This is a genomic window from Serratia sp. SM04, from assembly GCF_040280225.1.
Taxonomy (GTDB): domain Bacteria; phylum Pseudomonadota; class Gammaproteobacteria; order Enterobacterales; family Enterobacteriaceae; genus Serratia; species Serratia sarumanii.
Genome location: NZ_JBEOQT010000006.1, coordinates 1 through 26,977, shown reverse-complemented (window position 1 = coordinate 26,977; position 26,977 = coordinate 1). Strand labels below are relative to the sequence as shown.

Here is a 26,977-nt window from a genome sequence, read left to right as displayed (position 1 = left end):
TTTAATCGTCGCCGTTCAGGCCCGCGCGGTTCAATAGGAACTGCGACAGCAGCGCCACCGGGCGGCCGGTCGCGCCCTTGGCTTTACCGGAACGCCAGGCGGTGCCGGCGATATCCAGGTGCGCCCAGGTGTACTTGCGGGTGAAGCGCGACAGGAAGCAGGCGGCGGTGATGGCGCCGCCAGGGCGGCCACCGATGTTCGCCATGTCGGCGAAGTTGGAGTCCAACTGCTCGTAGTACTCGTCGGCCATCGGCAGGCGCCAGGCGCGGTCGCCGGCCTGCTCGGAAGCGCCCAGCAGCTCGTGCGCCAGCGGGTTGTGGTTCGACATCAGGCCGGTGATGTGGTGGCCCAAGGCGATCACGCAGGCGCCGGTCAGGGTGGCGATGTCGATCACCAGCTCCGGCTCGAAGCGCTCGACGTAGGTCAGGGTGTCGCACAGCACCAGGCGGCCTTCGGCGTCGGTGTTCAGCACCTCGACGGTCTGGCCGGACATGGTGGTCAGCACGTCGCCCGGACGGTACGCCCGGCCGCCCGGCATGTTTTCACAGCCGGCCAGCACGCCGATCACGTTCAGCGGCAGGTTCAGCTCCGCCACCACGCGCATCACGCCGTACACGGTCGCCGCGCCGCACATGTCGTATTTCATCTCGTCCATGCCGTCGGCCGGTTTGATCGAGATGCCGCCGGAGTCGAAGGTCAGCCCTTTGCCTACCAGCACGATCGGCTTAGCGTCCGGATTTGGGTTGCCCTTATATTCCATCACCGACATTAACGACTCGTTTTGCGAACCGGCGCCGACCGCCAGATAGGCGTTCATGCCCAGCTCTTTCATCTGCTGTTCGCCGATGACGCGGGTGGTGATGTGGGTGCTGAAGGCGTCCGCCAGCTGGCGGGCCTGCGAGGCCAGGTAGCCGGCGTTACAGATGTTCGGCGGCATGTTGCCGAGATCTTTGGCCGCCTTGATGCCGGAAGCCACCGCCAGGCCGTGCTGGATAGCGCGCTCGCCGCTGGTGAGCTCACGGCGGGTCGGCACGTTGAACACCATTTTGCGCAGCGGACGACGCGGCTCCACCTTGTTGCTTTTCAGCTGATCGAAGGTGTAGAGCGTCTCTTTGGCGGTTTCCACCGCCTGACGCACTTTCCAGTAGGTATTGCGGCCTTTTACATGCAGCTCGGTCAGGAAGCAGACCGCTTCCATCGAGCCGGTGTCGTTGAGGGTATTGATGGTTTTCTGGATCACCTGCTTGTATTGGCGCTCATCGAGCTCGCGCTCTTTGCCGCAGCCGATCAGCAGGATGCGCTCGGAGAGAATGTTGGGCACATGGTGCAGTAGCAGCGTCTGCCCGACCTTGCCTTCCAGTTCGCCACGGCGCAGCAATGCGCTGATATAACCATCACTGATTTTGTCGAGTTGTTCTGCGATAGGGGACAGGCGGCGCGGTTCGAAAACGCCGACTACAATACAGGCACTGCGCTGTTTTTCCGGGCTACCGCTTTTTACACTGAACTCCATGCACTCTCCTGAATCTTAAAGACAAAGGCGGACGCTACGGCTAGAATAACCGACTCCGTAACGATCTCCCGCCATTTGAGTTAACGGATTATGTTAACCTGAACGGCGTAAATTGCTCTGTTTTGGCGACTATAAGCAAGTTCCTATAGGACACCCAAACGGCTTGATGTTGTAATACTATTTTAGCTGTGAAGGTTGCCATATGATGAGAATAAATGGCGGATTAGCGATGAAATTATCGATTTTCCTGCAAAAAGACAAGTTTTCACAGGCGTAATAAGCGTGATCATCATAAGATATCTGGTACGGGAAACGCTCAAGAGCCAAATCGCCATCCTGTTCATCCTGCTTCTGATCTTCTTTTGTCAGAACCTGGTCAGGGTGTTGGGCGATGCGGTGGACGGCAATATCCCGACAAACTTAGTCCTCTCCCTGCTGGCGCTGGGCGTGCCAAAAATGGCGCAGCTCATCCTGCCGTTGAGCCTGTTTCTCGGCTTGCTGATGACGCTTGGGCGGTTGTATACCGAGAGCGAAATCACCGTTATGCACGCCTGCGGGCTGGGCAAACGCACCCTGATTATCGCCGCCATGATCCTGGCGCTGTTCACCTCTGCGGTCGCGGCGGTGAACGTGTTTTGGGCTGGCCCCTGGGCTTCGCGCTATCAGGACGTGGTGGTGAACGAAGCCAAGGCCAACCCGAGCATCGCCGGGCTGGCGGAAGGGCAGTTCAAACCCTCGCAGGACGGCAACGCGGTGCTGTTTATCGGCAACGTGAAGGGCAGCACCTTCAACGACGTGTTCCTGGCGCAACTGCGGCCGAACGGCAACCAACGCCCGTCGGTGGTGGTGGCCGAGCACGGCAACATCGTGCAGCAGAAAGACGGCTCGCAGGTGGTGACGCTCGACAAGGGCACCCGCTTTGAAGGCACCGCGCTGCTGCGCGACTTCCGCATTACCGACTTCAACGACTACAAGGCGGTGATTGGCCACCGTACCGTGGCGGCGGACAACACCGAATCCGAACAGATGTCGATGCAGACGCTGTGGGAGTCCGACGATCCGGATGCGCGCGCCGAGTTCCACTGGCGCCTGACGCTGGTGGTGTCGGTGGCGCTGATGGCGCTGCTGGTGGTGCCGCTCAGCGTAGTGAACCCGCGCCAGGGCCGCGTGCTGAGCATGCTGCCGGCCATCCTGCTGTATCTGATCTTCTTCCTGCTGCAGACCTCGCTGCGCTCCAACGCCGGCAAGGGCAAGCTGGATCCGATGCTGTGGCTGTGGCTGGTTAACGGCGTTTACTTCGCGATCGCGCTGGCGCTGAACCTGTGGGATACCGTGCCGATGCGCAAGCTGCGCGCACGCCTGAGAGGAGCGGCCTGATGTTTGGCGTATTAGACCGGTATATCGGTAAAACGATTTTCAACACCATCATCATGACGCTGTTCATGTTGGTGTCGCTGTCCGGCATCATCAAGTTCGTCGATCAGCTGCGCAAGGTCGGCCAGGGCGAATACACCGCGTTGAGCGCCGGCATGTACACCCTGCTGAGCGTGCCGAAAGACATCGAGATCTTCTTCCCGATGGCGGCGCTGCTCGGCGCGCTGCTCGGCCTGGGCCAACTGGCGACGCGCAGCGAACTGGTCGTCATGCAGGCTTCCGGCTTTACCCGCCTGCAGATCGCCGGCTCGGTGATGAAAACCGCCATTCCGCTGGTGCTGCTGACCATGGCGATCGGCGAGTGGGTGGCGCCGCAGGGCGAGCAGATGGCGCGCAACTACCGCGCCCAGCAGATGTACGGCGGCTCGCTGCTCTCCACCAAGAGCGGGCTGTGGGCGAAGGATGGCAACGACTTCATCTACATCGAGCGCGTCTCCGGCGACAAAGAACTCTCCGGCGTGAACATCTACCACTTCAACGATCAGCGTCGCCTGGAGACGGTGCGCTATGCCGCCACCGCCAGCTTCGAGAACGGGGTGTGGCAGCTTTCGCAGGTGGACACCTCGGATCTGACCGATCCGAAACAGGTGACCGGCACCCAGACGCTGACCGGCGAATGGAAAACCAACCTGACCCCGGACAAGCTGGGCGTGGTGGCGCTGGATCCGGATTCGCTCTCCATCAGCGGGCTGCACAACTACGTGAAGTACCTGAAGCAGAGCGGCCAGGAGGCCAGCCGTTACCAGCTCAACATGTGGAGCAAAATCTTCTCGCCGCTGTCGGTGGCGGTGATGATGCTGATGGCGCTATCGTTCATCTTCGGCCCGCTGCGCAGCGTGCCGATGGGCATCCGCGTGGTGACCGGCATCAGCTTCGGCTTCCTGTTCTACGTGCTGGATCAGATCTTCGGCCCGCTGAGCCTGGTGTACAGCATGCCGCCGGTGCTGGGCGCGCTGCTGCCGAGCATGCTGTTCCTGCTGATCAGCGTTTATATGCTGCTCAAACGCAAGTAGCGGGGCGATCGGTAGTGAAGAAAGGCGTGGCCGCGGGGCCGCGCCTTTTTTGTTGGTGGGGCATGCCCCCGCCTGTGGTTTTTGTCGTGTTATAGTCACTTCAGCGGCAATGCAGGCAGAGGGAGCACGCAGCCAATGGAAGACGAATACAATCTCAGCAATATCATCGGCAAGCGACTGGAAGCGGCGTTGGGAGAGTTGGGCGATCTCCTGTGGGCGTATGTGGTGTTATCCAAAAAAGACATTGCCTGCATCTTTGGCGTCACCAACTACCCGAGTGAATGGGTAAAAAAGTATCAAGAGCAGGGGTTGCAGTATATTGATCCGGTGGTGCTTACCGCCCGTAACCGCCTGACCCCGTTCGCCTGGGACGAGCAAATCATGGCTGACGCAGGGCTGCACTTTCCCGAGTTGTTCGAACAGGCCCGCGAGTTTGGCGTAACGCACGGCTATACCTTCGTGCTGCACGATTACAACGACAATCTCGTCACGCTTTCCTTTGCCTTCAACGTTGAGCAGAGAGCGGAAGCCATCCAGGCGCTCACCGATCGTAAAGGTGAAATCTCGGTATTGCTGGCCTCAATCCATGAGTCGTATCTGGCACTATCCCCACTTTCAGAAAAAAACGCCGTAGCCCTGGAAAGAAATGCCCGCTTTACCGACAGGGAAAACGAGATCCTTTATTGGGCCAGCGTGGGTAAAACCTACCAGGAAACGGCGATGATCCTGGGCATAAAAACCGGCACCATCAAGTTTCATATGTCCAACGTCGTCAAAAAGTTGGGGGTAACGAATGCCCGACATGCCGTGCGCCTGGGGATGGAGCTTCGGTTGATTAAACCGGTGGAGTGACAGGCTAGCGTACCCGTGGAATACGGAGGCACGGCTGCGCATAAATCATCAGCCGGGATACGTCTGAAGGGAGAAAATATCGGCTGGCGAACAGCGTTTTTCGATTCAAGAAATGATGGGCGTCAATCGGTATTGATTTGGTCGCGTGTCGGTTCACGTTGAGGACGTAATATAGAGTACCTGCCCCGATCTCTGCGATATGAAATAATAACCTGCATGCACTGATAAAGGTCTAGTAAGGGACTGTACTTTAGTCTAACTGGTTTCTCACCCCTCAAGGCGATACACTTCCCCGGTAATGTTTTGATAAAAAATACAAAAAAAAACCTGACCGCGTAGGGCCAGGTTGCCAATATTGGCCAACACCAGGGAAAATTTTCTTACATCATCTTAAAGCTATTAACTCTGCGGAGGCAAGTGTTCTCTGCTGGTTTTTACGCCTTGAGTGGCTATTTCGTTACGTATGTACGCTATTTTGTGGTGATTTTCGATAGAACCCCATCCAGCTAAAAATAACGTCTCTTTCTTAATGGCGTTATTCCACGTATTTATTTCCCGCCTGATTTTTACCAATGAAAAAAGAGTGTTCTCGGAATGTTACGCAACCTCATTCTTTATTGGCTGACACATGGATATGCAATTATTTGCAGCATTGCCATTGCGGCTGGGGATTATTTTTTGCTGGCTGCATTGGTTGAGAAGAGCCGATTGGCGTGGCGAAAGAATACGTTTGGGGCGCGATCTAACAGATCGCGCCTTGGGGGTTGACGTTGGGGGAAGCGTTACAGCAGCCAGTCCAGCAACACCACGCCGCACAGGCTGATAGCCCAGGCGATAGTGGTGGGCACCGACCACACCATCATCTGTTGGCGCACGTCCTTGATGCCCATCATGCGGTTGACCACCCAGAACATGCTGTCGTTGAAGTAGCTGAAGAACAGCGCGCCCAGGGTGGCCGCCTGCGCCGCCGCCAGCATATTGACGCCGGGCAGCAGGCTGACGATCGGCGCCGATATTGAGGCGGCGGTGATCATCGCCACCGTGCCGGAGCCCTGTATCACCCGCACCAGCGTGGCGATGACGAACGGGATCAGCACCGGCGAGATCGGCAACCCGGCGACCTGTTCCGCCAGCTGCGTGCCGGCGCCGCTCTCGCGCAGCACCGCCCCCAACGCGCCGCCTGCGCCGGTAACCAGCAGGATGATGCCGGCGGTCTGCAGGCCTTCCTCCAGCCGCTCCAGCGTGTCGTGCTTGTTGGCGTGCGGCATCAGGGTGTACACCGCCAGCAGCACGCTGATCGCCAGCGCGATCATCGGCGAGCCGAGAAACGCGAAGCTTTGGCCCCACAGGCTCTCCGCCAGCCAGCCCATGCCCTCGCGCTTGGCCAGCATATTGTTGACCGCGTTGACGAAGATCAGCCCGATCGGCGTCAGGATCGGCAGCAGCGACAACATCAGGCTCGGCAGCGCCTTGCCCTCTTTCTCCGCCAGATACTGCTGATGCGCGGCGCGCAGATCCTGCGGCGCTTCCTCTTCCTGCGGCATAAAGTCCGGGTAGCGCGCGCCCAGCCAGCGCGCATACAGCACGATGCCGATCACGCAGGGAATGGCCAGCACCAGCCCGGCCAACATCATGGCGCCGATATCCACGCCGAAGATGCCCGCCACGCCCAGCGGCCCCGGCGTCGGCGGCACCGCGTGGTGGGTGAGGATCAGCCCGCCGGCCAGCGCGACGCCGAGCGTCAGCAGGTTGCGCTTGCCCTTTTTCGCCAGCGCCTTGACCAGCGGATAAAGGATGACGAACGCCGAGTCGACGAAAATCGGGATGCTGACGATATAGCCGGTGATGGCCAGCGCCCACTCCTCGCGCCTTTTGCCCAGCCACTTGATAAAGCTGTAGGCGATCTGCTCGGCGGCGCCGGAGACCTCCAGCACCCGGCCCATCATCACCCCCAGCCCGATAACGATGCCGATGCTGCCGAGCGTGGAGCCGAAGCCCTTGGTGATGGCGTCGACGGTTTGCGTGGCGCCCATGCCGCCGGTAATGCCGGCGATGGAGGCGGCGATCAGCATGGCGATCAGCGCATGCACGCGGGTGCGCAGCACCAGGAAAATCAGTGCGAACACCGCCACCGCCAGCCCGATTATTGGGGTATACATCGCCATGATCAGCCCCCGCCTTGCGGCATGTCGTCGCGGATAAAGGCGCGGATCGCCTGCTCGAAGCTTTCATCGGCGGTGAAGCCCAACTGCTGCGCCCGCCGGGTGTCGAACTCGCCCGGCCAGCCGGCGACGATGCGGTTGATGGCGGCGTCCGGCTCGAATCGCACCCGCGCGGCGACGGCGTCACCGGCCACCGCGCTCAGCGCTTCGAGCATCTCCCGCACGCGCACGCTGATGCCGGGCAGGTTGAGCGTGCGCAGCGCGCCGAACGCCGAAGCGGGCAGCGTGGCGGCGTGGATGAAGTTACTCACCACCGCGGCCGGGCTGGAGAGCCACAGCGCCAGCTCGGCGTCTACCGGGCACACCGCCGGCTCGCCGTGCAGCGGTTCGCGGATGATGCCGCTGGCGAACGACGAGGCCGCCTTGTTCGGCTTGCCCGGCCGCACGCTGATGGTGGGCAGGCGCAGCACGCGGCCATCGACGAAGCCTTTGCGCGCATAGTCGTTGATCAGCAGTTCGCACATCGCCTTCTGCGCGCCGTAGGAGGATTGCGGGGTGACCGCGCAGCGATCGTCGATCACCGGCGGCAGCTCACCGCCGAACACCGCCAGCGAACTGGTGAAGATAAACTTCATGCCCGGCGCCCGGTGGCGCGCCGCTTCCAGCAATTGGCGGGTGGCGTCGAAATTGACCTGCATGCCGAGATCGAAATCGCTCTCCGCATGGCTGCTGACGATGGCCGCCAGGTGGAACAGCACGCCGCAGTCGGCGTCGATCAGCCGCTCCGCCGCGCCGGGCTGCGACAGATCGAGCGCCAGACACTGCAGGCGCGCATCCGGCAGCGGGGCGGGCGGCGGGGTGATGTCCGCCAGGATCAGCGTGTCGAAGGCCAGCGGGCAACTGCCGTGCAGCAGCGCTTTCGCCAGCCGCTGGCCGAGAAAACCGGCGCCGCCGGTGATGACGATATTCATATGGTGCTCCTTTCCCTAGCGTTGTTGTTATCAGAGTTGGACGTTGTGCAGTTGCAGACCGCGCTCGCGCAGCAGCTGCTGCGCCTCCGGCGGCAGCGCGGCGTCGCAGATGATGTCGCTCAGCGCCTCCAGCGGACAGACGCGGAACATGCCGTATTTGCCGTACTTGCTGCTGTCGGAGACCAGCACCCGGCGGCGGGCGACCTCCAGCAGCGCCTGCTTGACCAGCACCTTCTCCTCGTGCGGGGTGGAGAGGCCGTGCTCCAGATCCCACGAGCTGGTGCTGATGAAGGCCACGTCGATATTCAGGGTGCGCAACAACATGGCGGCGCTGTTGCCGACGCAGGAGTAGTTGCGCTGATCCACCTGGCCGCCGGTGTGGAACAGGCTGAGCTGCGGGCGATTCATCAGGTGCTGGATGATGGAAAAATCGTTGGTGACGACCGTTAGATTGAAACGCTCCGCCAGGCTGCGGGCGATCTCGAAGGTGGTGGTGCCGGCGTCCAGATAGACCACCTGACCGTCTTCCACCAAGCCGGCGGCGTATTTGCCGATCTCGCGCTTGTGGCGATGGTGCAGCTGCGCCTTCTCGCAATAGGCCAGCTCCTGGCGCAGCGCCTCGCTCAGGCGCACGCCGCCGCTGACGCTGACCACCTTGCCTTGCTCTTCCAGCACGCGGATATCGCGCCGCACCGTCATGTGGGAGACGCTCATCAGCTCCGACAGCGCGCTGATGCTCGCCAGCTGATATTCATGCACATAGCGATAGATGTAATCGCGGCGTTCAGACGGGATCATGTTCGCTCCTGTGGCCCCGGCGGCGGCAGGGGCGCCGCGAAGCTGTTATTTTTTGTTATGGAGGAACATCTTCAACCATCGCGATTAACAAGTAAGCGACAGTTATCACAAATGCCGGCGTGGGGGTTGGGGCGGTTTTGTTATTTAACTTCATGATTAATTGTTTATTATTGGATTTTTTCGGCGTTTTGTCGCGCAACACCATGTTGTGATAATTAATGTGACGCGCCACAAGGTTTGTGAAGCGGGCGGGGCGGGAAAGCGGCGTGGAAGGGCCGGCAAACGTGCGCTGCGGCGCTTTTTTCGACACTTAACTCATTGAACAACGGATAAGTGTTGCGTGACGATCGCGGGAAGGTATAATGCACCCGTTTTCCGCATACTACTTCAGTGCCGAAGTGGCGAAATCGGTAGACGCAGTTGATTCAAAATCAACCGTAGAGATACGTGCCGGTTCGAGTCCGGCCTTCGGCACCATTAGTATGTAAACAGACCTCAACTGAGGTCTTTTTTTATGTCTAAAATCCAGTATTTATCTACCTTTCCCGCTATATTAACTCTCTCAAGGTCAACCTACATCTACCAACACATATTGGTGCAGATGATGGTATTTCCGGTTCGATAATGCTTGTACCAACAGAGAGGGGGTAAGCAATAAACTGACCGATGGCAACGGTATGCATCTTCTCGTCCACCCCAATGGTTCAAGATACTGGCGTCTGTAGTACCGCTTTGGCGGGAAGCAAAAGATACTGGCTTTAGGAGTATATCCTGATGTGTCTCTTGCAGATGCCAGAGCTCGTCATGATGATACTCGTAAGCTTCTGGCAAACGGCATCGACCCGGGAGACAAAAAGAAAAATGATAATGATAAGATTGAACAGGAAGAAGTACGCACTTTTGAGCAGCTTGCTGTTGAGTGGCACGCCACAAATAAAAAGTGGTCGGAAGAACATAGTCGACGAGTGCTCAAAATCTGGAGGATAACCTCTGTCCAGCCATAGGTAAGCGTAATTTTGTCGAACTTAAAACGCGGGACTTGTTAGTCCCGATAAAAGCCGTAGAGATGTCTCGATGTCTTTAGGTGGCATCACGGTTACAACAGCGAACTGCGGCAATTATGCGTTATGCCTACAGAGCGGTTTGCTCGACTACAATCCAGCGCAGAAGAACCGGACAAGATATTGATTTAAGGAGGGGGATTACTTACCTCTTCTGACCGGTTTCTGCGATACAATGCTACCAAGTATTTAACTAATTCTAAGCACAGGCGCTTTATAATTGAGAGGCGATTGAATGGATGCTTTAAGGGCTACAACATCGACAAATTTCAGTTTTCTCGCTGAACATGACCCGCTGTTTCTACAAATCGCCACTGCTGCAGAAAACGCCTTCTCAGGCGATCCCAACACCACCTTGATTAAGTTGCGCCAACTAGGTGAAGCCTTAGCACAACATATTGCTGCGCTGGTCGGGCTCACGTTTGATGAACCGCCCATTCAGGCTGATTTACTCTACCGCCTCAATCGCGAGCTAAAATTTGAACCCACGGTACGCGAGCTATTTCATCTATTGCGGATAGAGGGCAACAAGGCCACTCACCAGTTCAAAACCAAGCACAAAGAGGCGCTAGATGGCTTAAAAGTGGCGCGAGCGCTAGCTATCTGGTTCCACCAATCTTTCGGCAAGCAGGGCGCGGCCTTTAAACCCGGCGCTTTTATTGCTCCTCCAGACCCGAGCAATCAGCTTAGGCAACTCCAAACGGAAATCGATCGCCTTAAAAGTGAGCTCACCACCGCCAACATACAGCTAGATTCCAGCCAACAGCTGCAAAGGTTACTGGTGCAGGAAAAGAGTGAATATGAAACGCTGGCGCTAGCCATGGATGATGAAACCAAGGTGTTAGCATCGCAGGCGAAAGAACAGGAAATTGCACTCGAAAAGCTTCGACAACAATACGATGAAAAACTGAAAAACCTACAAGCACAGCTGACAGAAAAAGATGAAAAGCAGGCCCGAACACAACGGCAAGAGTTTGTCCAGAAGAGCCGTCGTGCCAGTCAACATATCGCGTTAAATGAAGAACTCACCCGTATACTGATTGACCAAAACTTAAATGATGCGGGCTGGCTTGCTGACAGTCAGGAACTGACTTGGGCTAACGGAACTCGCCCTGAAAAGGGGATCAACAAAGCCATTGCCGAATGGCCTACGGAGCATCAGGGTAAAAAAGGCCGCGCTGATTACGTTCTTTTTTGCGGCTTAACTCCGCTGGCCACGGTCGAAGCCAAAAAAGAAAACACCGATGTTGCGGGAAAAATTCCGCAGGCAGAACGCTACAGTAAAGGCTTCAAAATCACTTTCCCCATGATCGGTGCATGGGAGCGGGAAGGCAGAAGCATTGCATGGGCGGATGAAACTGACGGGCATTACATTATCCCGTTTGTATACTCCTGCAACGGTCGCCCCTACGTGCCACAGTTGGCCGAGTCATCAGGAACTTGGTTCAGAGACGTGCGCGAACCGTCCAACATCCGCCGTGCGCTGCAAAAGTTTCATACCCCGCAAGGCTTGCTGGATAAGCTCGATCGCAGCAAAGACAGCGCCGAACAGAAGCTAAAGCAAGAAGGCTTCGCTTACCTCCGGTTACGCGATTATCAGCAAAAGGCCATTCTCGCCGTTGAAAGCACATTGGCGCAAAACATCCGAAATGCCCTTCTGGCGATGGCGACCGGCACCGGGAAAACACGCACCATTGTTGGCCTGATGTACCGTTTTCTGAAAACGGAACGCTTCAAGCGTATCCTCTTTCTGGTTGACCGCACGGCTTTGGGAGACCAAGCCATGGACACCTTCAAAGAAGCTCCGCTGGAGCAAAACCAGACGCTGTCTCAGATTTACAATATCGCTGAGCTCGGCGATATGGCAACACAAGCAGAAACCCGAGTACAGGTCGCGACGGTACAGGCCTTGGTTAGTCGCATTTTTGCCTCGGACACCCCCCCGCCGGTGGATAAATTCGACTGCATCATCGTTGATGAAGCCCACCGAGGTTACACCTTAGATCAGGAAATGACGGAAGGGGAGCTCTCGACCCGTGACGCCAGCCAATACCTCTCTAGTTACCGTCGGGTGCTCGATTATTTCGACGCGGTAAAAATCGGCCTTACCGCCACCCCGGCGAAACACACCAGCGATATCTTCGGCAAACCGATTTACATCTACTCCTACCGAGAAGCCGTGGCGGATGATTGGCTTATCGATCATGAACCTCCAATCCGTTATGAAACGCTGCTGACGCAAAATGGCATCCACTTTGACAAAGGGAGTCAGGTACATGCTATTAATATCCACACCGGAGAGGTTGAGATTGACCAGCTAGAAGACGAGCTGGATTTCAACGTCGATGCATTTAACCGTGGCGTCATCAGTGAAAACTTTAATCGGGTTATTTGCCAACAACTCGTGAAAGAGCTCGACCCCTTTGGCGAAGAGAAAACGTTGGTTTTCTGCGTTACAGACAAACATGCCGACATGGTCAAACGCCTGCTGGATGAAGCGTTTTCTGTCGAATATGAAAACTATAATCAAGCGGCCGTAGAAAAAATCACCGGTGAAAGTGACAAAGTCAAACAGCTGATCAAACGTTATAAAAATGAGCGCTATCCGAATATTGCAGTCACCGTTGATTTGCTTAGCACCGGCATTGACGTGCCGAAGATTTGTAATCTGGTTTTCTTGCGTCGGGTGAAGTCACGTATTTTATTTGAACAGATGATCGGCCGTGCAACGCGCCGCTGTGATGACATTGGCAAAACGGTCTTCCGTATTTACGATCCAGTGGATATTTATGAGGCCCTCAGCGACGTCAACACTATGAAACCGTTGGTCAAAGACCCCAATATCACGCTTGAACAATTGGTCGGCGAGCTAACCGATACTGAACAGCTCGAAAAAGCGCTCAACAGCCCCGGCGAACAGACAGGTGAAACTCAGGCTGATGTGGTGCTCAGTCAGTTAAGCCAAAAGGTGATGCGCATCCTGCGTAAAGCGGAAAAACGGGCAGAAAATCGCCCAGCGGTGAAACAAAAATTGGCTGATCTCCATCAACTGTGGGGCGTTGAGCCAAAACAGCTGCATCAACATCTGCATCACTTAGGGCCGCGTCAGGCGGCAGCCTTCATCCAACAACAGCAAGGGCTAATTAGCCAGCTCAACGAGATCGCTACATTACTCGGCAGTGAATACCGGCCGATTATTTCTGAGCATCATGACCAACTACAGGAACGTAATCAGAGCTACGGTAGCCATCAACGGCCAGAAGATTACCTGGAAAGCTTTGCGGATTTTATTCAGCAGCAGCTTAACCAATCCACTGCGCTGGCCGTGGTGGTCAACAAACCCCGCGACCTCACTCGTGAACAGCTTAAAGAGATCCGCTTATTATTAGACGGTGCGGGCTATTCCGAAGCTAAATTGCAAACCGCCGTGCGTAATCAAACCAATCAGGATATCGCCGCAAGCATTGTCGGCCATATTCGCCGTGCTGCACTAGGGGAACCGCTTGTGCCTTTTGCACAGCGCGTATCACAGGCAATGATCAGCATTTATAACAGCCACGCATGGACAACCCAGCAACGAAAATGGCTGGATCGTTTGGCAAAACAGCTGGTTCATGAAGTGATCATTGACCACCAATTTATTAACAGTAGCTTTGCTGATGACGGCGGCGTAAAACAGCTTAATAAGATATTGGTAGACCAACTGGACAGCGTGCTGGATGAACTTAACGGTGCGATCTGGCCACAACAAAGCGCCTGATGCTGGTAAAATTCGCTGGCGAAACTCGCCTTTTTAATCGCACTTGCGGTATTTTCCGTGAGCGAATGCAGGAAAAATAATGAGTAATAATAACGATATCGTACAAAAACTGTGGAACCTGTGTGATGTACTGCGTGACGACGGCATCAACTACAGCGATTACGTCACCGAACTAGTGCTACTGCTGTTTATCAAAATGGTGCATGAAAATACCGAAGCAGAATTATTAGATCAGCATACCTTACCGCAGGGCTGCCAATGGAATGACCTCAGCAGTTTATCGGGTCTCAACCTGCTCAACCATTACAAACAAATGTTGTTGAAGCTTTCCAGCGGCAAAGACGCTGAAGGTAATTCGGTTCATGCCGACCCGCTGATTAGCGCCATTTATGCCGATGCGCAAACTCGCCTTCGTGAGCCTCGTCATCTCGAACAGATGATCCGCACCCTCGATCAAATTGACTGGTTTAGTGCTAAAAAAGACGGTCTTGGCGATCTTTATGAAGGTTTGCTGGAGAAAAACGCCGGAGAAACAAAATCTGGTGCAGGACAATACTTTACGCCGCGAGCCTTAATTAACAGCATGGTACGCTGCATCAAGCCACAGCCCGGAGAAGTGATCCAAGATCCCGCTGCGGGCACCGCAGGATTTTTGATTGCCGCCGATCAATACATCAAGCAACAAACCGACAACCTCTACGACCTGACGGCCAAAGCGAGAACCTTTCAAAAAAATAAAGCCTTTGTTGGTGTAGAACTGGTTCCGTCTACGCGCCGCTTGGCACTGATGAACTGCCTGCTGCACGGCATGGAAGGGGATGACGAAGGCGTCGTGCATCAGGGCAACGCGCTGGGCATGGCGGGCGCTAGCTTGCCCAAAGCCGATATCATTCTTGCTAACCCTCCGTTCGGTACGGCGAAGGGCGGTGAAGCTAGCATTACCCGTGATGACTTAACCTACCCAACCAGTAACAAACAGCTAGCGTTTTTACAGCATATCTACCGTAACTTAAAACCGGGGGGCCGTGCAGCCGTGGTGCTGCCCGACAACGTCCTGTTTGAAGCGGGCGTTGGCACCGATGTACGCCGCGACCTTATGAACAAATGCAACCTGCACACCATTTTACGTTTACCCACCGGGATTTTTTACGCGCAGGGCGTGAAAACCAACGTTTTATTCTTCACCAAAGGCAGCGCTAGTAACAAATATCAGGATGAAAACTGCACAGATAACGTCTGGGTATATGATCTGCGTAGTAACATGCCAAGCTTTGGCAAACGCACCCCGTTTGGTGAGCAACATTTAAAACCCTTTGAAGCGGTTTACGGTGACGATGCCAACGGTCAAAGCCAGCGCAGTGAAGGGGAATGGAGCTTTAACTCCGACGAACTCGACGCGCCCGATAACGCCGAAAATCAGCACGTTGACGACCGCATGGCGACCAGCCGCTGGCGCACATTCAGCCGCGAATGGATCCGCGATGTTAAAGGTGATTCATTAGATATTGCATGGCTGAAAGATAACAACAGCGTTGATGCGACTAACCTGCCTGAACCTAGCGTATTAGCGCTTGAAGCAAAAGAAGAATTAACCACTGCTTTAGCAGAACTGGATGCTTTATTGACTGTATTAGGAGCAACTCGCTGATGGGTGAGATTATTCTACCTGAAGGGTGGTCCAATTGTACTCTTGCAGATATTGCTGAAGTTAACCCTAAAAAAATAGAGGCTGAAAAAGACATAAATGCAGGCTTTGTTCCTATGTCTCATGCCCCAACAAACTATAATGGGAAATTAAAGTTTGAAGAGAAGACGTGGGGTGAGATTGGTAAGTCTTACACTAACTTTAAAAATGATGATGTGATTTTTGCAAAAGTAACGCCCTGTTTTGAAAATGGTAAAGCAGCAATTGTAAAAGATATGCCAAATGATATCGGTGCAGGTAGTTCTGAATTTTATGTTCTACGCGCTCGTAATCAAGAAATACCAGCCAGTTATTTACTTGGGATTATTAAGACCAGAAAATTTATGCAGGAAGGTGCAGGAAATATGACAGGTGCTGTTGGTCTACGCCGTGTTCCAAGGGCTTTCGTTGAAAGTTTTCCTTTGATACTTCCCCCTCTTGCAGAACAAAAAATCATCGCCGATAAACTCGATACTCTGTTAGCACAGGTCGATAGCGCCAAAGCACGTCTTGAGCAAATACCACAAATCCTAAAGCGTTTTCGTCAGACTGTGTTGGCGGCTGCGGTGAGTGGGAAATTGACGGAGGAATGGCGTGAACAGAATAAGATATCCTCAGACTGGAAAAGTGTACAGTTTCTCGAGCTAATAACGAAACTTAGAAGTGGTTCGGGAGATACGCCAAGTGATAATGTTTGTGGGATCCCAATTCTTCGCTCTAGTGCAATACGACCGCAAATAATCAATTATGAGGATGTAAGGTATTTGAGTAGTGAAGAAACACTGAATGAAGATAATTATCTGAAAAATGGCGATCTATTATTTACGAGACTCAGTGGCTCAGCAGACTATGTGGGCAATTGCGCATTAGTTAAAGGTCTTACTAAGAAATACCAATATCCGGATCGCTTATTTTGCGCACGATTAAAAGATCAACGAAATGCTAATTATCTAGAGTATTTCTGCAGCTCTAATATTTTTCGAGAGCATATTATAAAATCAATTAAATCCTCAGCGGGTCATCAAAGAATCACTCTTAATGCAATTAGAACTGCACAAATTTTTATCCCTGATTACTTAGAACAAACCGAAATCGTCCGCCGTGTAGAACAACTCTTCGCTTATGCTGACGGTATCGAAAAGCAGGTACAAAACGCCCTTGAGCGCGTTAACAACCTCACACAATCGATTCTGGCTAAAGCATTTCGCGGGGAACTCACAGCGCAGTGGCGGGCAGAAAATCCCGATTTAACCAGCGGCGAAAATAGCGCACAAGCATTGCTGGCAAAAATTCAACAGCAACGCTCAAACACTAAAACCATCAAACGCAGCAAAGGTAATAGTTGATGCAACTGATTTCTTTAGACTTGAGTGGTAGCTACAAAGGCTTGAAAGATCAATTCTTTGATTTTAGTTATGCCCAAGATAATATATTTGCATTGATTGGCCTTAATGGTTCTGGTAAATCGCAATTGCTTGAATTAATAGGGGAGACTTTTTCTTATCTTGAGCGATGGCAACGTGCAGAGTTCAAAAATAAAACATCGCTGGGTTTTAGCGTGGCGGTACACTATCAATGGGATCTTAGAAATGATAGCGATGTTCTGTCTTACCCAGACGAACTCATTAATCATGGTGAGAGTATTGAGTTAAAGGTAACCATTGAGCTTAACGGTGATGTGGTTTTAAATGTTCGTGGTACTGATGTGTGGCATGTAATACAGCTTGGTGAGCGCCAGTTTCCCATCCCTCTCGTGGTTGGTTATGCTTCGGGGCTAAACGAAAATTTACAGCGAAGTTTTATGAAAAATGCTGTGCAATATTTTGAAGTCCGTCGAATTAGTAGCCAGCGTCACAAAATGCTATCACGAGAAATCAATGATGAACAATTAGCTGAAATTAATAAAAATTATCTAAAAAAATACCCACATATATTTAGCCCTTTATCAGAAGGTGATTTTGTTCCGAATTATCATCTTGATTTGAGAGAAGTGAATCCTGCCTCTAGTAATTTTAACTACCTTGATTACGATAATGTTGGGCTCTTAATTTTATCGCTATCGATTCTTCCGACAGAGACAGTATTTCAACTGTTGGATGAAATAACATATAAACATCCTGTCAAAGCCGTACTTCATTACGACTTTCGTTCCGGTATCATAGAAGATGATGCCATTCGTGATGTGAAAATGTTGATCCGTATAGCAGGCTCCGATCAAGTAAGGCCAACAGGAGGCCGAACGACAGATAACCAGTATGAGCTTTATGAGTTAGAATATCTGTCTGGAGAAATCACTCTCGAATTAAGTGATGAGACTGTTTTAAACAGACTTCGTGAAGATAACTACTATGATTCTTTCGCATTATTTAAAAGACTTAACAATATTCAACAGCTTGGCATAAAGAACTGGGATCGTACATCTCGTTTGAAATTGATGAAAGATGATTTTATAGGTACGTTAAAAAAACCACTCCAGTCAAGATTACCTTTATCTGTTGTTGAATTATTAATGGCTAATGAACAGGGGGATGTCGTGAGGTTTGATGATTTATCTGACGGTGAAGCTCAATTGATTCAGGTTATCGCGGCCACAAGGATATTTAGTCAGGCTCAAACACTATTTCTCTTTGATGAGCCAGAAACACACCTTAATCCATCTTGGCGTACTTATTTTCACCAGCGTTTAGCCGAAGCATTTACGCCTGAAAATGAGAGGAAAGGTCAATCGCATTTTATTTTATCTACTCACTCACCATTCATGATTTCCTCGCTCAAACGCGAGAATGTATTTTTCTTTGAGCGCAATGATACAGGTTGTATCAGTATGGAACCAGTATCCAGCCAGACTTATGGCACCTCATTTGATATTTTAGTTAAGAATCACTATGGTTTACGTTCCCTTATTTCACAGACAGTGGTAGAGGATGTTAAAAATAGATTGCCAGAAGATAATGATCCTGAAGCAGTTATAGCTGCGCGACGCTGGATTGAGGAAAATCTTGGGGAGTCAATGGAAAAGGCTTATCTTCTAAGGAAATTAGAGAACTAATGTTATTCTCACTCAACCCACAGACTTCTCAATGCTCTGTATTTTCATTGCTTAACGCTGAGTTTCTTCATTTTCTGCAATCTAGTGTTAATGCAGATATTTATTCAGAGAGATTATTTCGTACCTTTACGGAAACAAGTCGAGGTAGACAAAGAACAGTCCCAAGTGTTTGTTGGAGCAATAAACCAACAAGAGAAAAATTTCATAAGCTCTGGTTAGCTCTCCCAGATACAATAGTCAAACGTCAGGAGTTATCAGATCAGATAAGTGAATCTCAGAATATCCAAATTTTTTTTAATGACACTCAAGCTAGATTGCCCGAATTAGTGCCGGCCTCCTTATTTGAAGCATGTAAGTCATTAACAACTCATCTCTTTACATGCACAAAAGATCTTGCTAAAGCAAAGCTACAATCTCAAGGTTCTATAGAAAATCATTATCAAAACTTTGTAAGAGAAAATAATCACAGCCATCTTTGTTCTATTTGTGGTACTGCACTTCTATCTCAAAATAGAGCGAATGTAGTAGATGAAGATCAGTATCGTTCAGACTACGATCATGTTCTTTGCAAAGATAAATATCCCGTTTACAGTGTCCATCCTGGTAATTTCATTCCGACTTGCCACATTTGCAACAGCAAAGCAAAAGGACCTAAAGATGTTCTCAGAGATAACGGGAACCAACGAAGAATAGCATTTTATCCACTTCCCCCATCGCAAGAGTCATGTGAGCAATTTGCAGCGGTGTCACTTCACCTAAGTGATCGTAGAGACTTAATTGAGAATAACTGGGAAACGCCCTTGGAGTCAGCATTTGTTTTATTCCCAAGAGCTCCAGTAGACATAGTAAGTAAAATAGAAGTGTGGAAAGAAGTTTATAAAGTTACAGAAAGAGTAGAACAGCATCTTAAAACTCACTTTTGCGAGCGTATAGCTACAGATTTGCGACCAGTAAGTTTTGATGATTTCTGTCGGCAATTAGATAGATATTCAAGGCAAATGCCAATAGACTATAAAAAATCGGAGTGGAGATTTTGGTGGCATAAAGTTTATGAGTTTTTATCTAGTCAAAATGAAGCCTATCTACAAGATGTTTGGGTATTAATTGACTGGAAGTTAAGGCTATCAAATGATGCTGATATGGCTGACACTTTTGATTAATGTTGAATATCATTTTAACAGGTGATTAATATTGTCATGCTGTTTTTTTAAATTTATAGTGGAGGGGGCGTTTATTACGACGCAACCATCAATGCCATTTATCTTCAACACCCCCTCCTTGAATTTCGTATGTTCTTGCGTTGCACGCGTGCAATCCCACAGGAAACTGATGATGCGTGAATCCTTATATTTTTCGTCGACACGATAAAGTGACGCATCTTCTGCAATTTCTCCTATTAGTGCAGGAAACGATTTCTTTTTATCTTTTCGGTATTTTACTTCAATGATTGTGTGCAGTGATGGCAGATAAAGGTCAATACGAGGATTTTTTTGCCCGACAGGCTGAAGATTCACTTCATCAGCAATGTCGTTGAAAATTGGTGCAAGTAGGATATAAAGCAGATTCTGAACATGGTATTCATTTTCGACTTGCCACTGTACGGGCTCTGCGCCTCTGGTTCGACCTGTGTCCTCCCATGTCCACCGTTTTAACCCGGCAGGGATATGTTCCAGAAATCTTAGCAGGTCATCCAGGGTCCATCCAGACGGTGGAGCAATGGCAATTTCCTGATTAATTTGATTAAAAACGTAAAGCATTACGCACAAGAGAGTCACTGAAGGATTTTCTGTAGCTTGTGCTTGAAATTCACTCATGAAACGTCCGACAAGAGAAAGTCGGTTCTGATGGCTATTGATCTTCAGTAACTTTCTATAATGAAGGAAGAGTGGTATGCAAGCACTACTAAAGGTGGCTGATTCGCTGTTACTGACATATATCGCGATATCTTTCTCGAAGATACTGAGATGGTTGCTTTCAATCTGCTGAGCCAGAAACCCTGAAATCCACTGTTCGAACTCGTGTTCAATACTCTCATCTTGAATCTTTGCGGTTAGCCATTTTACTGCCATTACACCGAACATGTCCGATACCCAAGGTCTCGGTGTTGAGTCGATCTTGGGAGCTTGCCCGAGCAGGCGAGAAACATCCTGGACCGAGACAGTTTCAGCCAGAATACACAAACCTGAAATTGCACAGCGTTGGTATAAAGATAGATCCGCAAAACTAAAATTCGTAATGCAGCTCTTACCTCCGTCTAGGAGATTAAAAAAGCAGGACTTAAATGGATCAAGGTGAGCGGATTCGCTCACCTTACTGTGAAAATAGTCTCGTAGCTGATAAACGTTTTCTTTCTCTATAGAAACCATTGTGAATGCCCTATTTTCCCAATCATGACTGAGTCACTCCAGCCAGGAAGCTGATTCAACCATCCTAAATTATGGGCGATAAGATCGGAATAAGTTATGGTAACTGGCATGGGATTGGGGAAGTAACTACGCCAGGAGTGTGATGCGAAACTGTAGAGCTGAGCGCTCAAATACTTAATATCTTTGAAGGTCGAGTCTTTATGAACGTTGACTATCACACCACGTGGATGACCGTCCGTTTCTTGTCGTAATTCACGTTGGCCGATCAGGTAAACAAGCATTTCGTTTTTAGAAAGCTTGAACGTTTTTCCGCGATGCGTCGCCAAGCGTCCTTTAGGCATGGTTGCCGTTGAAGAGTCGAACATGTGGAGTCCGTGATTCTCTGAGATTTTAACGAAGGCATACTCGATCTGGTAATCTCTATACTTATCGATCACCGCACGGACTGCCTGAATCTCTTCCTTGTTAAACTTTTTGACTTGTGCATGAAAAATTAAACGAATCGAATCGCCTTTCTGCCAATTCATTCGCCTTTGTATTTTTTCTATATTCTCTCCTAAAACAGAGGTTAGGGCCTCGCAGTAAGCTTCCGGCACAACGGCTTTGGACGTACTCGAAACAATGTAACTTCCGTCTCCCGAAAATACGGTGGTGATTCCCATGATGCGCTGATTGTGGGCACCACGCTCTTGGACGATATTGGCACTGCCAATGCCGATCACGAGTTCATGGGATAGAGTTGGCGATGATTTTAGCAGCCACGGTACTCCACCCATCTTCGCGTAGCAGGCTAATGACATGTTGTTAAGCGAGTAGCCGAGTGAATAATCAGACTGGGATAGCAGCTCTATTGTGAAATCCTGTACAGGAACTTGGTGCATGTAAAATAGGCTTTTACCAAGATAGTAAGGATTATCAGTAACTTTGAGTTGTTTGAATGACTGTCGCACTTGTACGAGGGCTAGATCCCAACGTCCTCCGTCATCAGCTTTTTTGCGGATTGCAGCTTCGATGGCACTTTTGTATGCATCGACGCTGTTTGTGGATGTTTCGAACACTTCAACACGACTGGTTCCAAGTGCAAATTTACCCTCAAGACCATTTCTAAAATATTTGCTATTAGCCATGCCTTTCAGAAGCTTACGTACGAACTGCTCGACTCGCCCTCTGTCATGTTGGGCGCAGATCACACAGATTGACGGATCGTTCCTATCGAAGGTACGTTTTGTATAGGGGCCATTTTGTGTAAGACCCTTCTCCGTCCAATCTGCTTCACCGTTGTCGTTGAAGACGAACACCGGCTTTTGCATTTGTGCGCAATCTTTTTGAATGTCGGATGGATCCTCTATTTCGATACGCGTTCCATCGAACAGCGAGATGTTTGTCGTTTGGATATACCTCTTAAGGGTGTCGATGCGGTCTTTTTTATTCTCGCCTCCGTTGAAAATGGAAACGGACTGCCGAATATGTTCGACAATGGAGTCTTTCTTCGTACCATGCGTATGAAGGATGTAGTCGTCAAAATTCGCTCGACTAGCTTCGAGATAAACGTCTTTAGCCTCAGCATGAACTGCTTGGCCGTCGGGACGAATGACACTCAGAGTTCTCCCTTCGTGGCAGCTTTCTACAAACCCTAAAAGTTTCCTAAATCCGTCGTCCTGCTCGGTGACGACGTAGCGACCAATAACATTGAATCCGGTTTTTAGGAAAAACAGGCAGTTCTCTTTTACTACACGACGTGTTGAGCAATCAATTATAAGGCACGGTTGACCCTGGACAGTACGAGTGTCGATTGAATACTTGGCACAAATTTTTAAGGGATAAGCCTCACCAAGAATTGAGGCTAAAAGATTGTCTTTTGCTTTGGCACTTATCACCTCGATAGGATTGAAGCCGAAAGGAGTTCTACCCAATCCGGCGAAATGCTTGATAAGACCATCTTTTGCCAGAGCGCAAAAAATACCTAAATTATCCTTTAGTTGCAGAGTCTGCGGTGTACCAGATTTGGGGAACGTACCATCACTCGAAAAGATCTGAATATTGTCACCCTGACGCCGGAAGACGTGCGTCATTTTATGGGAGGAACGAAGGCTATCTAGAGTTGTCTTGTCGTAGGGTATCTGGACAAATGTCAACTCCAATTCAGGGACTTTCAGTGGAAACGCATTAAGGACAATCGGCAAGACCCACCCCTTTTGTGTTAGTGAAAAATCCAACATACTGCGTCTTGGTAATTATTCCCAGTCGGAGATGCGCTTGCACACTGGCAGCTGACTGGCGCTCGCCGTGGGTTCACTCGTGTCCGGAAGTAACTGTTCAGCAATTAATTTCTCCACCATGGTAGCGGAAATGTTTTTAAGACTCACAAAGCAATTATCTAACACTTTATACTAACCTAATGCAAAGACTGGGGATTTTAATACGAGTGCTGGCTATGCTTTGACGCACTGTGATGAAGATCTATTATTCGGTATACATAGGGGTACTAAAGCCCCGATATAACGCTATAATTACCGGTCTGACCAAATTAAACCTGTGGGTTCTCATGATTAAAATGACCTATGTTTCATGTGGTTAAATGGAGTTTACCTTGATAATCGGCCTCTTATAGGCAGGTGTAAGCCGTCCCTGAAGGGCAGGCTGTAGTGGCACTGTAATAAGACTGGCTATTTATATGCCCCCTCTTTCAACTCCAACTTCACCATCAACTTCTTATTCACCTCTTTCCCGTCCACCCCGCTATGAATCCGTCGATGGCAAGTCGGGCAGATAGCACCCACCCACTGCGGGTGATCGGGGCCTTCGTCGGCTAAACGTTTGGTGTGGTGGGGTTCGAGGTAGGGCTCGCCGTTCCTTTTCTTGAAGGGTGCCGGCTGCTCGCAGGCTTCACAGATGCCATTGGCGCGCTTGAGCACGTATTTTTTTACGTCTTCGCTGCGTTTGAACCAGGATTTCTTGCTGTCGCTTTGTTGGCGCTGGCCCGATTGCTGTGAGGACTGCAGTGCCTTCTTGCGTAACTGTTCGAGCGTCTCTGTCTGCGTATTCGCTTCATCGGTGTCTGCATCTTCTTCAACCGCGTGCAGTGACGATACTTTGAAAAGGTTAAAGGTAATGCCTTGCCGCATGTTATTTTCGAAGTCTAAGCACTGAATGTGATCCCAAGAATCGCACTCAAACATGCCAAGATAGCGAACGCCTTTTTCTTTCTTGTTGTCTTCGAACAGGAAGATGTCTTTGCCGTCTTTTTTATGGTCGCGGATGGATTTATTACCCCGAATAAATTCCATAGGGCCTTTTTGGCCTTCTCCCGTATAAGAGAAGCTGCCTTCAGCTGTCCATCCATCTTTGTAGCCGTAGGTTTCGCCACTTTCTCCGGTGAAGATAAAGATCACCGGGAATTCCCGTGGGGTCCAGATACCGCCTTGCAACTGCCCGCCGTAGAGCTCGATAAGCGCTTTGCGTGTGTATAGTTTGCCTTCGGTTAAATAATCAAAAGGATGCGGTGTTTCGACGGTCTCAAAACCGAGATCTTTGAGAAATTGGATGGCTTTTTCTGTTCCATTATCGGCGTTGATTCCCTTAAATGGATAGCCATGTTGCTCACTGTATGCTCTAGCGGCAATGCCGCGGATGTCGTACTTCTCGCCATTATAAATAAGGGTGAATTTTTTAAATCGCTTTATTTTATGTTGTTTTAAGAATTCATCTCGGCCAATTTTTTTATATTCTTCGATGGCTTTTAAAACGAATTCTTTTGAAGATAACGCCTCTATTGCAGTTGCCAAAACCACGTCCTCACATTACCGAGCAGACTCTGAGCAATGTGCTTGCTGACGAGAGCAGTATGCATCAATACCCAGCAGTTAACTCATCGATTTACCGAATGCGTTAACTATGCCAGGTAGAGGAGGAAATGCCTACCTTGATGAATGCTTTTGTTGTGATACGTCAGTCAGATCTATTGGAAAAACGTGGGTGGGAAGGGCGATGAGCATCGCCCTAATTGCCATTTACGTTAGCCGCAGGCTTCCATCTCCCGCAACGCCCGCCCATACAGGTTACACAACGCAGGAATCAGATGTGCCGTAGCGTTGAGGTAGTGATTCATTTGTTCCCAGCCTTCGGTATCCAACTGCGGGTGTTTTTGCAGTAAATGGCCGAACAGCATCAGGCCGTGGCACAGACCTTCCGCCTGTTCGGCAGAGAGTGCGGCCAGGTCTAAGAGCTCTGAGGGATTGAAAGTGCTGAGATCGAGGTGGTTAAACAGTTGGCGATAGAGGGTGAGGGTGCTTGCAACGGATTCTGTAGTGGGAACCTTTGTCATGGGTGCATCTCCGTATGTCATTAGCGAATGACTATCACCAGAGACGCTAAACTCGGGTGGTAGCTCAGACGGGGTTAGCGTCACCGGGACATACGAACCGGCGCTTCTTGCGAAGCCCCCGCCTGAGCCACCATTATTTGGAGTGAACTAAAGCTGCTGCATTATTACATAATACAGCGGTAGTATGTCAGATTCGGAACGCTAACTCCGGCTGCGGATTTTGCCGCAGCGGAAAAACTATAACGTTATCAGTAAAAGGAAAAAATAATCTGTATAGAATTACAGTTTATTTGCTTTCAGCATTGGAATGCAGCTCGCAGTTATTTATGGTGCTCTTTTATATTTGTAATGTCGCCTATATATGGCGAATATAATTCATATCATTCCATTCCCTAAATGAATGTTATGTTCGGTAATCCTCTATTCGCGCTACGAAGTGTTAACCGTTCCAGTATTTATCCTTTCTAGAGCTTATGTTAATCATACGGCTTTGCTCATTCACGGATGAACGAACATGGCGAATGAAGATGAGTTGCGTATTGCCCTGTCGCCGGTGCAGCTTGCGGCGGTACTGTCTGATGAAAGCGTCACTGAAGGTGAAACGTTCAGTAACCGTCTGCTTGGCGGTTTGGGGCTTGCCGGCGGTGTCGTTGAGCTGATGGGGGCGGCGGTGTTGTGCTATGCGCCGGATCCGACGTTTATCACCAAAGTTGGGTGTGTGGTGGTGGGAACGCATAGCCTGGACAGCATCAAGGCCGCTTCCAATCAGATGATTACCGGGCATCCAACAACTACCGATACTTATCAGTCTGCCGTTGTGTTGGCGCAAACACTGGGGGCCGATCGGGAAACGGCCTATAACGTCGGTTTAACGGTCGATATTGCCGTGCCTTTTGTCTTTGCCGGAGCGGTTGGTGCTGCCAGAGTCGCATCCGTGCGCATGGGCCGGGTTAAGCTGATTGAGCATGAGTCCGTTAGCGGTAAATATCCGGGCGGGCACACATTGGCTCGGCATATAAACATCGCTCCGGAAGCGCTTATTGCCCGGCTAGCCAGGCGCCCGAAACTGATCGCGGCAAGTACCTTCAGATCGGTAAAGGAGGCCGAAAAGTATGTATCTGTCACGGTAAAGGCGAACCGTGCAGATATTGTGAATTGGATGAAGTACGCGTCTCCCGGCAGCCGTTTGAGCGTGTATCACAATTTCACAGAATCAGTGGGTTATGGCGTGTTACGCGGCAGCACTGACGTCTATCAATGTCATCGGGTTGGCGTCGTGATTGAATTTACCCGCTATAATGGCAAACCTTACTTTATCCTTAGCGCCTTCCCTGCGAGATAAGCCGATGAAAACCAGCGAACTTGATGACCTGATAGTCATTTATTTTGGCCAAGATTATGACCTGATAAATGCAGAGGGCGATATTACTGCGCTGATCGCAGAGTACATTCGTCTGGCGACTCATCAGCAGCGCGAGGCTTTGGTCAATGAGATCGATGAGCTACTGGCGCAGGATAATGTGGAGTCATTATTCAACCAACGTTTCGGCTTTACCTTCAGCCCTGAGCTATGGGGAACCACGGTTCCCGCATTCCTGCAACAGGCCAGAAGCGCTGCAGTGAAAGCGCTTTGGGCACCATCGTGATTCGCAATCACTTTAGCGAGCTCAGTAGCTTATTCAGTATTTACTTCGGTCAGGATTATGATCTGTTTACTGATGCCGAAACGGCCGAGGGGGTGATTGACGGCTTCCTTGAGCAAAACGGTAGCCAGGTCATCCGCGATATCCTCGAGGAAGCCAAAAAATTTCAGGCCACCTATGCGGGGCGTATAAACGAGGGCATGGCGGAGCATTTTTCAGATGAATTTATGCCGGAGAGCTGGGGCACTACAGCGGTAGGGGTCTTTGCCATATTGCAACGAAAAGCAGAGCAAAAGCTGGAGCAGCTTAAACGAATTTAAGCCTGTCTCTTTTTAAAAACTTACGCC

Annotated in this window: 20 protein-coding genes, 1 tRNA gene and 1 pseudogene; 13 read left to right on the top strand and 9 right to left on the bottom strand. The window is 50.6% G+C overall.

The genetic code is table 11. The features are described 5' to 3' along the window. Position 1: 1 nt before the first annotated feature. Entirely contained in the window at positions 2–1,513 is a 1,512-nt protein-coding gene (gene pepA / locus ABTW55_RS10675; protein ID WP_033636874.1) for a leucyl aminopeptidase, read from the bottom strand. Between the two features lie 282 nt (positions 1,514–1,795). Here pepA and lptF point away from each other — a divergent pair, with 282 nt between their 5' ends. The 3 genes from lptF (at position 1,796) to ABTW55_RS10660 (ending at position 4,812) form a co-directional block, all read left to right on the top strand. Continuing rightward, a complete protein-coding gene (gene lptF, locus ABTW55_RS10670) occupies positions 1,796–2,890 on the top strand; it encodes an LPS export ABC transporter permease LptF (RefSeq protein ID WP_033652791.1) in 1,095 nt (364 codons plus the stop codon). After that, positions 2,890–3,960, top strand: coding sequence for an LPS export ABC transporter permease LptG (gene lptG / locus ABTW55_RS10665; protein ID WP_033636876.1), 1,071 nt, complete (start codon positions 2,890–2,892; stop codon positions 3,958–3,960). Before lptF ends, lptG begins: the two co-directional genes overlap by 1 nt. Positions 3,961–4,095: 135 nt before the next feature. Beyond that, the gene (locus ABTW55_RS10660; protein ID WP_049211804.1) at positions 4,096–4,812 is read left to right on the top strand and encodes a LuxR family transcriptional regulator; all 717 of its coding nucleotides are present in this window, start codon (positions 4,096–4,098) and stop codon (positions 4,810–4,812) included. A 782-nt stretch (positions 4,813–5,594) separates the two neighbouring features. Here the strand turns inward: ABTW55_RS10660 and ABTW55_RS10655 are convergent. The 4 genes from ABTW55_RS10655 to ABTW55_RS10640 are packed head-to-tail and all read right to left on the bottom strand — an operon-like array spanning position 5,595 to position 9,053. Further along, positions 5,595–6,980, bottom strand: a complete 1,386-nt coding sequence (locus tag ABTW55_RS10655) for a GntP family permease (RefSeq protein WP_074027173.1) — start codon at positions 6,978–6,980, stop codon at positions 5,595–5,597. Continuing rightward, on the bottom strand, positions 6,980–7,945 hold the full coding sequence (gene denD, locus ABTW55_RS10650; RefSeq protein ID WP_060422658.1) for a D-erythronate dehydrogenase: 966 nt from the start codon (positions 7,943–7,945) through the stop codon (positions 6,980–6,982). Before denD ends, ABTW55_RS10655 begins: the two co-directional genes overlap by 1 nt. 30 nt (positions 7,946–7,975) lie before the next feature. Beyond that, the gene (locus ABTW55_RS10645) at positions 7,976–8,743 is read right to left on the bottom strand and encodes a DeoR/GlpR family DNA-binding transcription regulator (RefSeq protein WP_060422656.1); all 768 of its coding nucleotides are present in this window, start codon (positions 8,741–8,743) and stop codon (positions 7,976–7,978) included. A 55-nt stretch (positions 8,744–8,798) separates the two neighbouring features. Further along, a complete protein-coding gene (locus ABTW55_RS10640; protein ID WP_146224372.1) occupies positions 8,799–9,053 on the bottom strand; it encodes a hypothetical protein in 255 nt (84 codons plus the stop codon). Positions 9,054–9,135: 82 nt separating this feature from the next. Here ABTW55_RS10640 and ABTW55_RS10635 point away from each other — a divergent pair. The 7 genes and pseudogenes from ABTW55_RS10635 (at position 9,136) to ABTW55_RS10605 (ending at position 19,457) form a co-directional block, all read left to right on the top strand. After that, positions 9,136–9,220, top strand: a tRNA-Leu gene (locus ABTW55_RS10635). Between the two features lie 182 nt (positions 9,221–9,402). After that, positions 9,403–9,913 (top strand): annotated as a pseudogene (locus tag ABTW55_RS10630) (tyrosine-type recombinase/integrase); the annotation flags it as partial. A 126-nt stretch (positions 9,914–10,039) separates the two neighbouring features. Then, on the top strand, positions 10,040–13,564 hold the full coding sequence (hsdR, locus tag ABTW55_RS10625; RefSeq protein WP_060422652.1) for a type I restriction-modification system endonuclease: 3,525 nt from the start codon (positions 10,040–10,042) through the stop codon (positions 13,562–13,564). 79 nt (positions 13,565–13,643) lie between these two features. Next, a complete protein-coding gene (locus tag ABTW55_RS10620) occupies positions 13,644–15,212 on the top strand; it encodes an N-6 DNA methylase (RefSeq protein ID WP_060422649.1) in 1,569 nt (522 codons plus the stop codon). Then, the gene (locus ABTW55_RS10615; RefSeq protein WP_072265036.1) at positions 15,212–16,594 is read left to right on the top strand and encodes a restriction endonuclease subunit S; all 1,383 of its coding nucleotides are present in this window, start codon (positions 15,212–15,214) and stop codon (positions 16,592–16,594) included. Before ABTW55_RS10620 ends, ABTW55_RS10615 begins: the two co-directional genes overlap by 1 nt. Further along, entirely contained in the window at positions 16,594–18,297 is a 1,704-nt protein-coding gene (locus ABTW55_RS10610) for an AAA family ATPase (RefSeq protein ID WP_072265035.1), read from the top strand. The genes ABTW55_RS10615 and ABTW55_RS10610 overlap by 1 nt, the downstream gene beginning before the upstream one ends. Beyond that, positions 18,297–19,457, top strand: a complete 1,161-nt coding sequence (locus tag ABTW55_RS10605) for a hypothetical protein (RefSeq protein WP_072265034.1) — start codon at positions 18,297–18,299, stop codon at positions 19,455–19,457. Before ABTW55_RS10610 ends, ABTW55_RS10605 begins: the two co-directional genes overlap by 1 nt. Before the next feature lie 9 nt (positions 19,458–19,466). Here the strand turns inward: ABTW55_RS10605 and ABTW55_RS10600 are convergent, their stop codons facing one another. The 4 genes from ABTW55_RS10600 to ABTW55_RS10585 all read right to left on the bottom strand — a co-directional run bounded on the left by ABTW55_RS10600 (position 19,467) and on the right by ABTW55_RS10585 (position 24,987). Beyond that, the gene (locus ABTW55_RS10600) at positions 19,467–20,663 is read right to left on the bottom strand and encodes a hypothetical protein (RefSeq protein ID WP_060422647.1); all 1,197 of its coding nucleotides are present in this window, start codon (positions 20,661–20,663) and stop codon (positions 19,467–19,469) included. Further along, positions 20,651–22,882 (bottom strand): Piwi domain-containing protein, encoded by a 2,232-nt coding sequence (locus ABTW55_RS10595; protein ID WP_200761783.1) that lies wholly within the window; start codon positions 22,880–22,882, stop codon positions 20,651–20,653. Before ABTW55_RS10595 ends, ABTW55_RS10600 begins: the two co-directional genes overlap by 13 nt. A gap of 447 nt (positions 22,883–23,329) precedes the next feature. Then, complete coding sequence (locus ABTW55_RS10590; protein ID WP_373682060.1) at positions 23,330–24,454, bottom strand: HNH endonuclease; 1,125 nt, start codon at positions 24,452–24,454, stop codon at positions 23,330–23,332. A gap of 224 nt (positions 24,455–24,678) precedes the next feature. Next, complete coding sequence (locus ABTW55_RS10585) at positions 24,679–24,987, bottom strand: hypothetical protein (protein ID WP_060422642.1); 309 nt, start codon at positions 24,985–24,987, stop codon at positions 24,679–24,681. A gap of 514 nt (positions 24,988–25,501) precedes the next feature. On the opposite strand from ABTW55_RS10585, the gene ABTW55_RS10580 reads away from it, so the two are divergent. From ABTW55_RS10580 to ABTW55_RS10570, 3 genes are read left to right on the top strand one after another with little or no spacing between them, the layout of a single operon-like run. Beyond that, complete coding sequence (locus ABTW55_RS10580; RefSeq protein WP_060422639.1) at positions 25,502–26,329, top strand: RNase A-like domain-containing protein; 828 nt, start codon at positions 25,502–25,504, stop codon at positions 26,327–26,329. Between the two features lie 4 nt (positions 26,330–26,333). Beyond that, positions 26,334–26,633 (top strand): contact-dependent growth inhibition system immunity protein, encoded by a 300-nt coding sequence (locus tag ABTW55_RS10575; protein WP_072265033.1) that lies wholly within the window; start codon positions 26,334–26,336, stop codon positions 26,631–26,633. Then, positions 26,618–26,950, top strand: coding sequence for a contact-dependent growth inhibition system immunity protein (locus tag ABTW55_RS10570; protein ID WP_060422634.1), 333 nt, complete (start codon positions 26,618–26,620; stop codon positions 26,948–26,950). Before ABTW55_RS10575 ends, ABTW55_RS10570 begins: the two co-directional genes overlap by 16 nt. Positions 26,951–26,977: the final 27 nt, after the last annotated feature.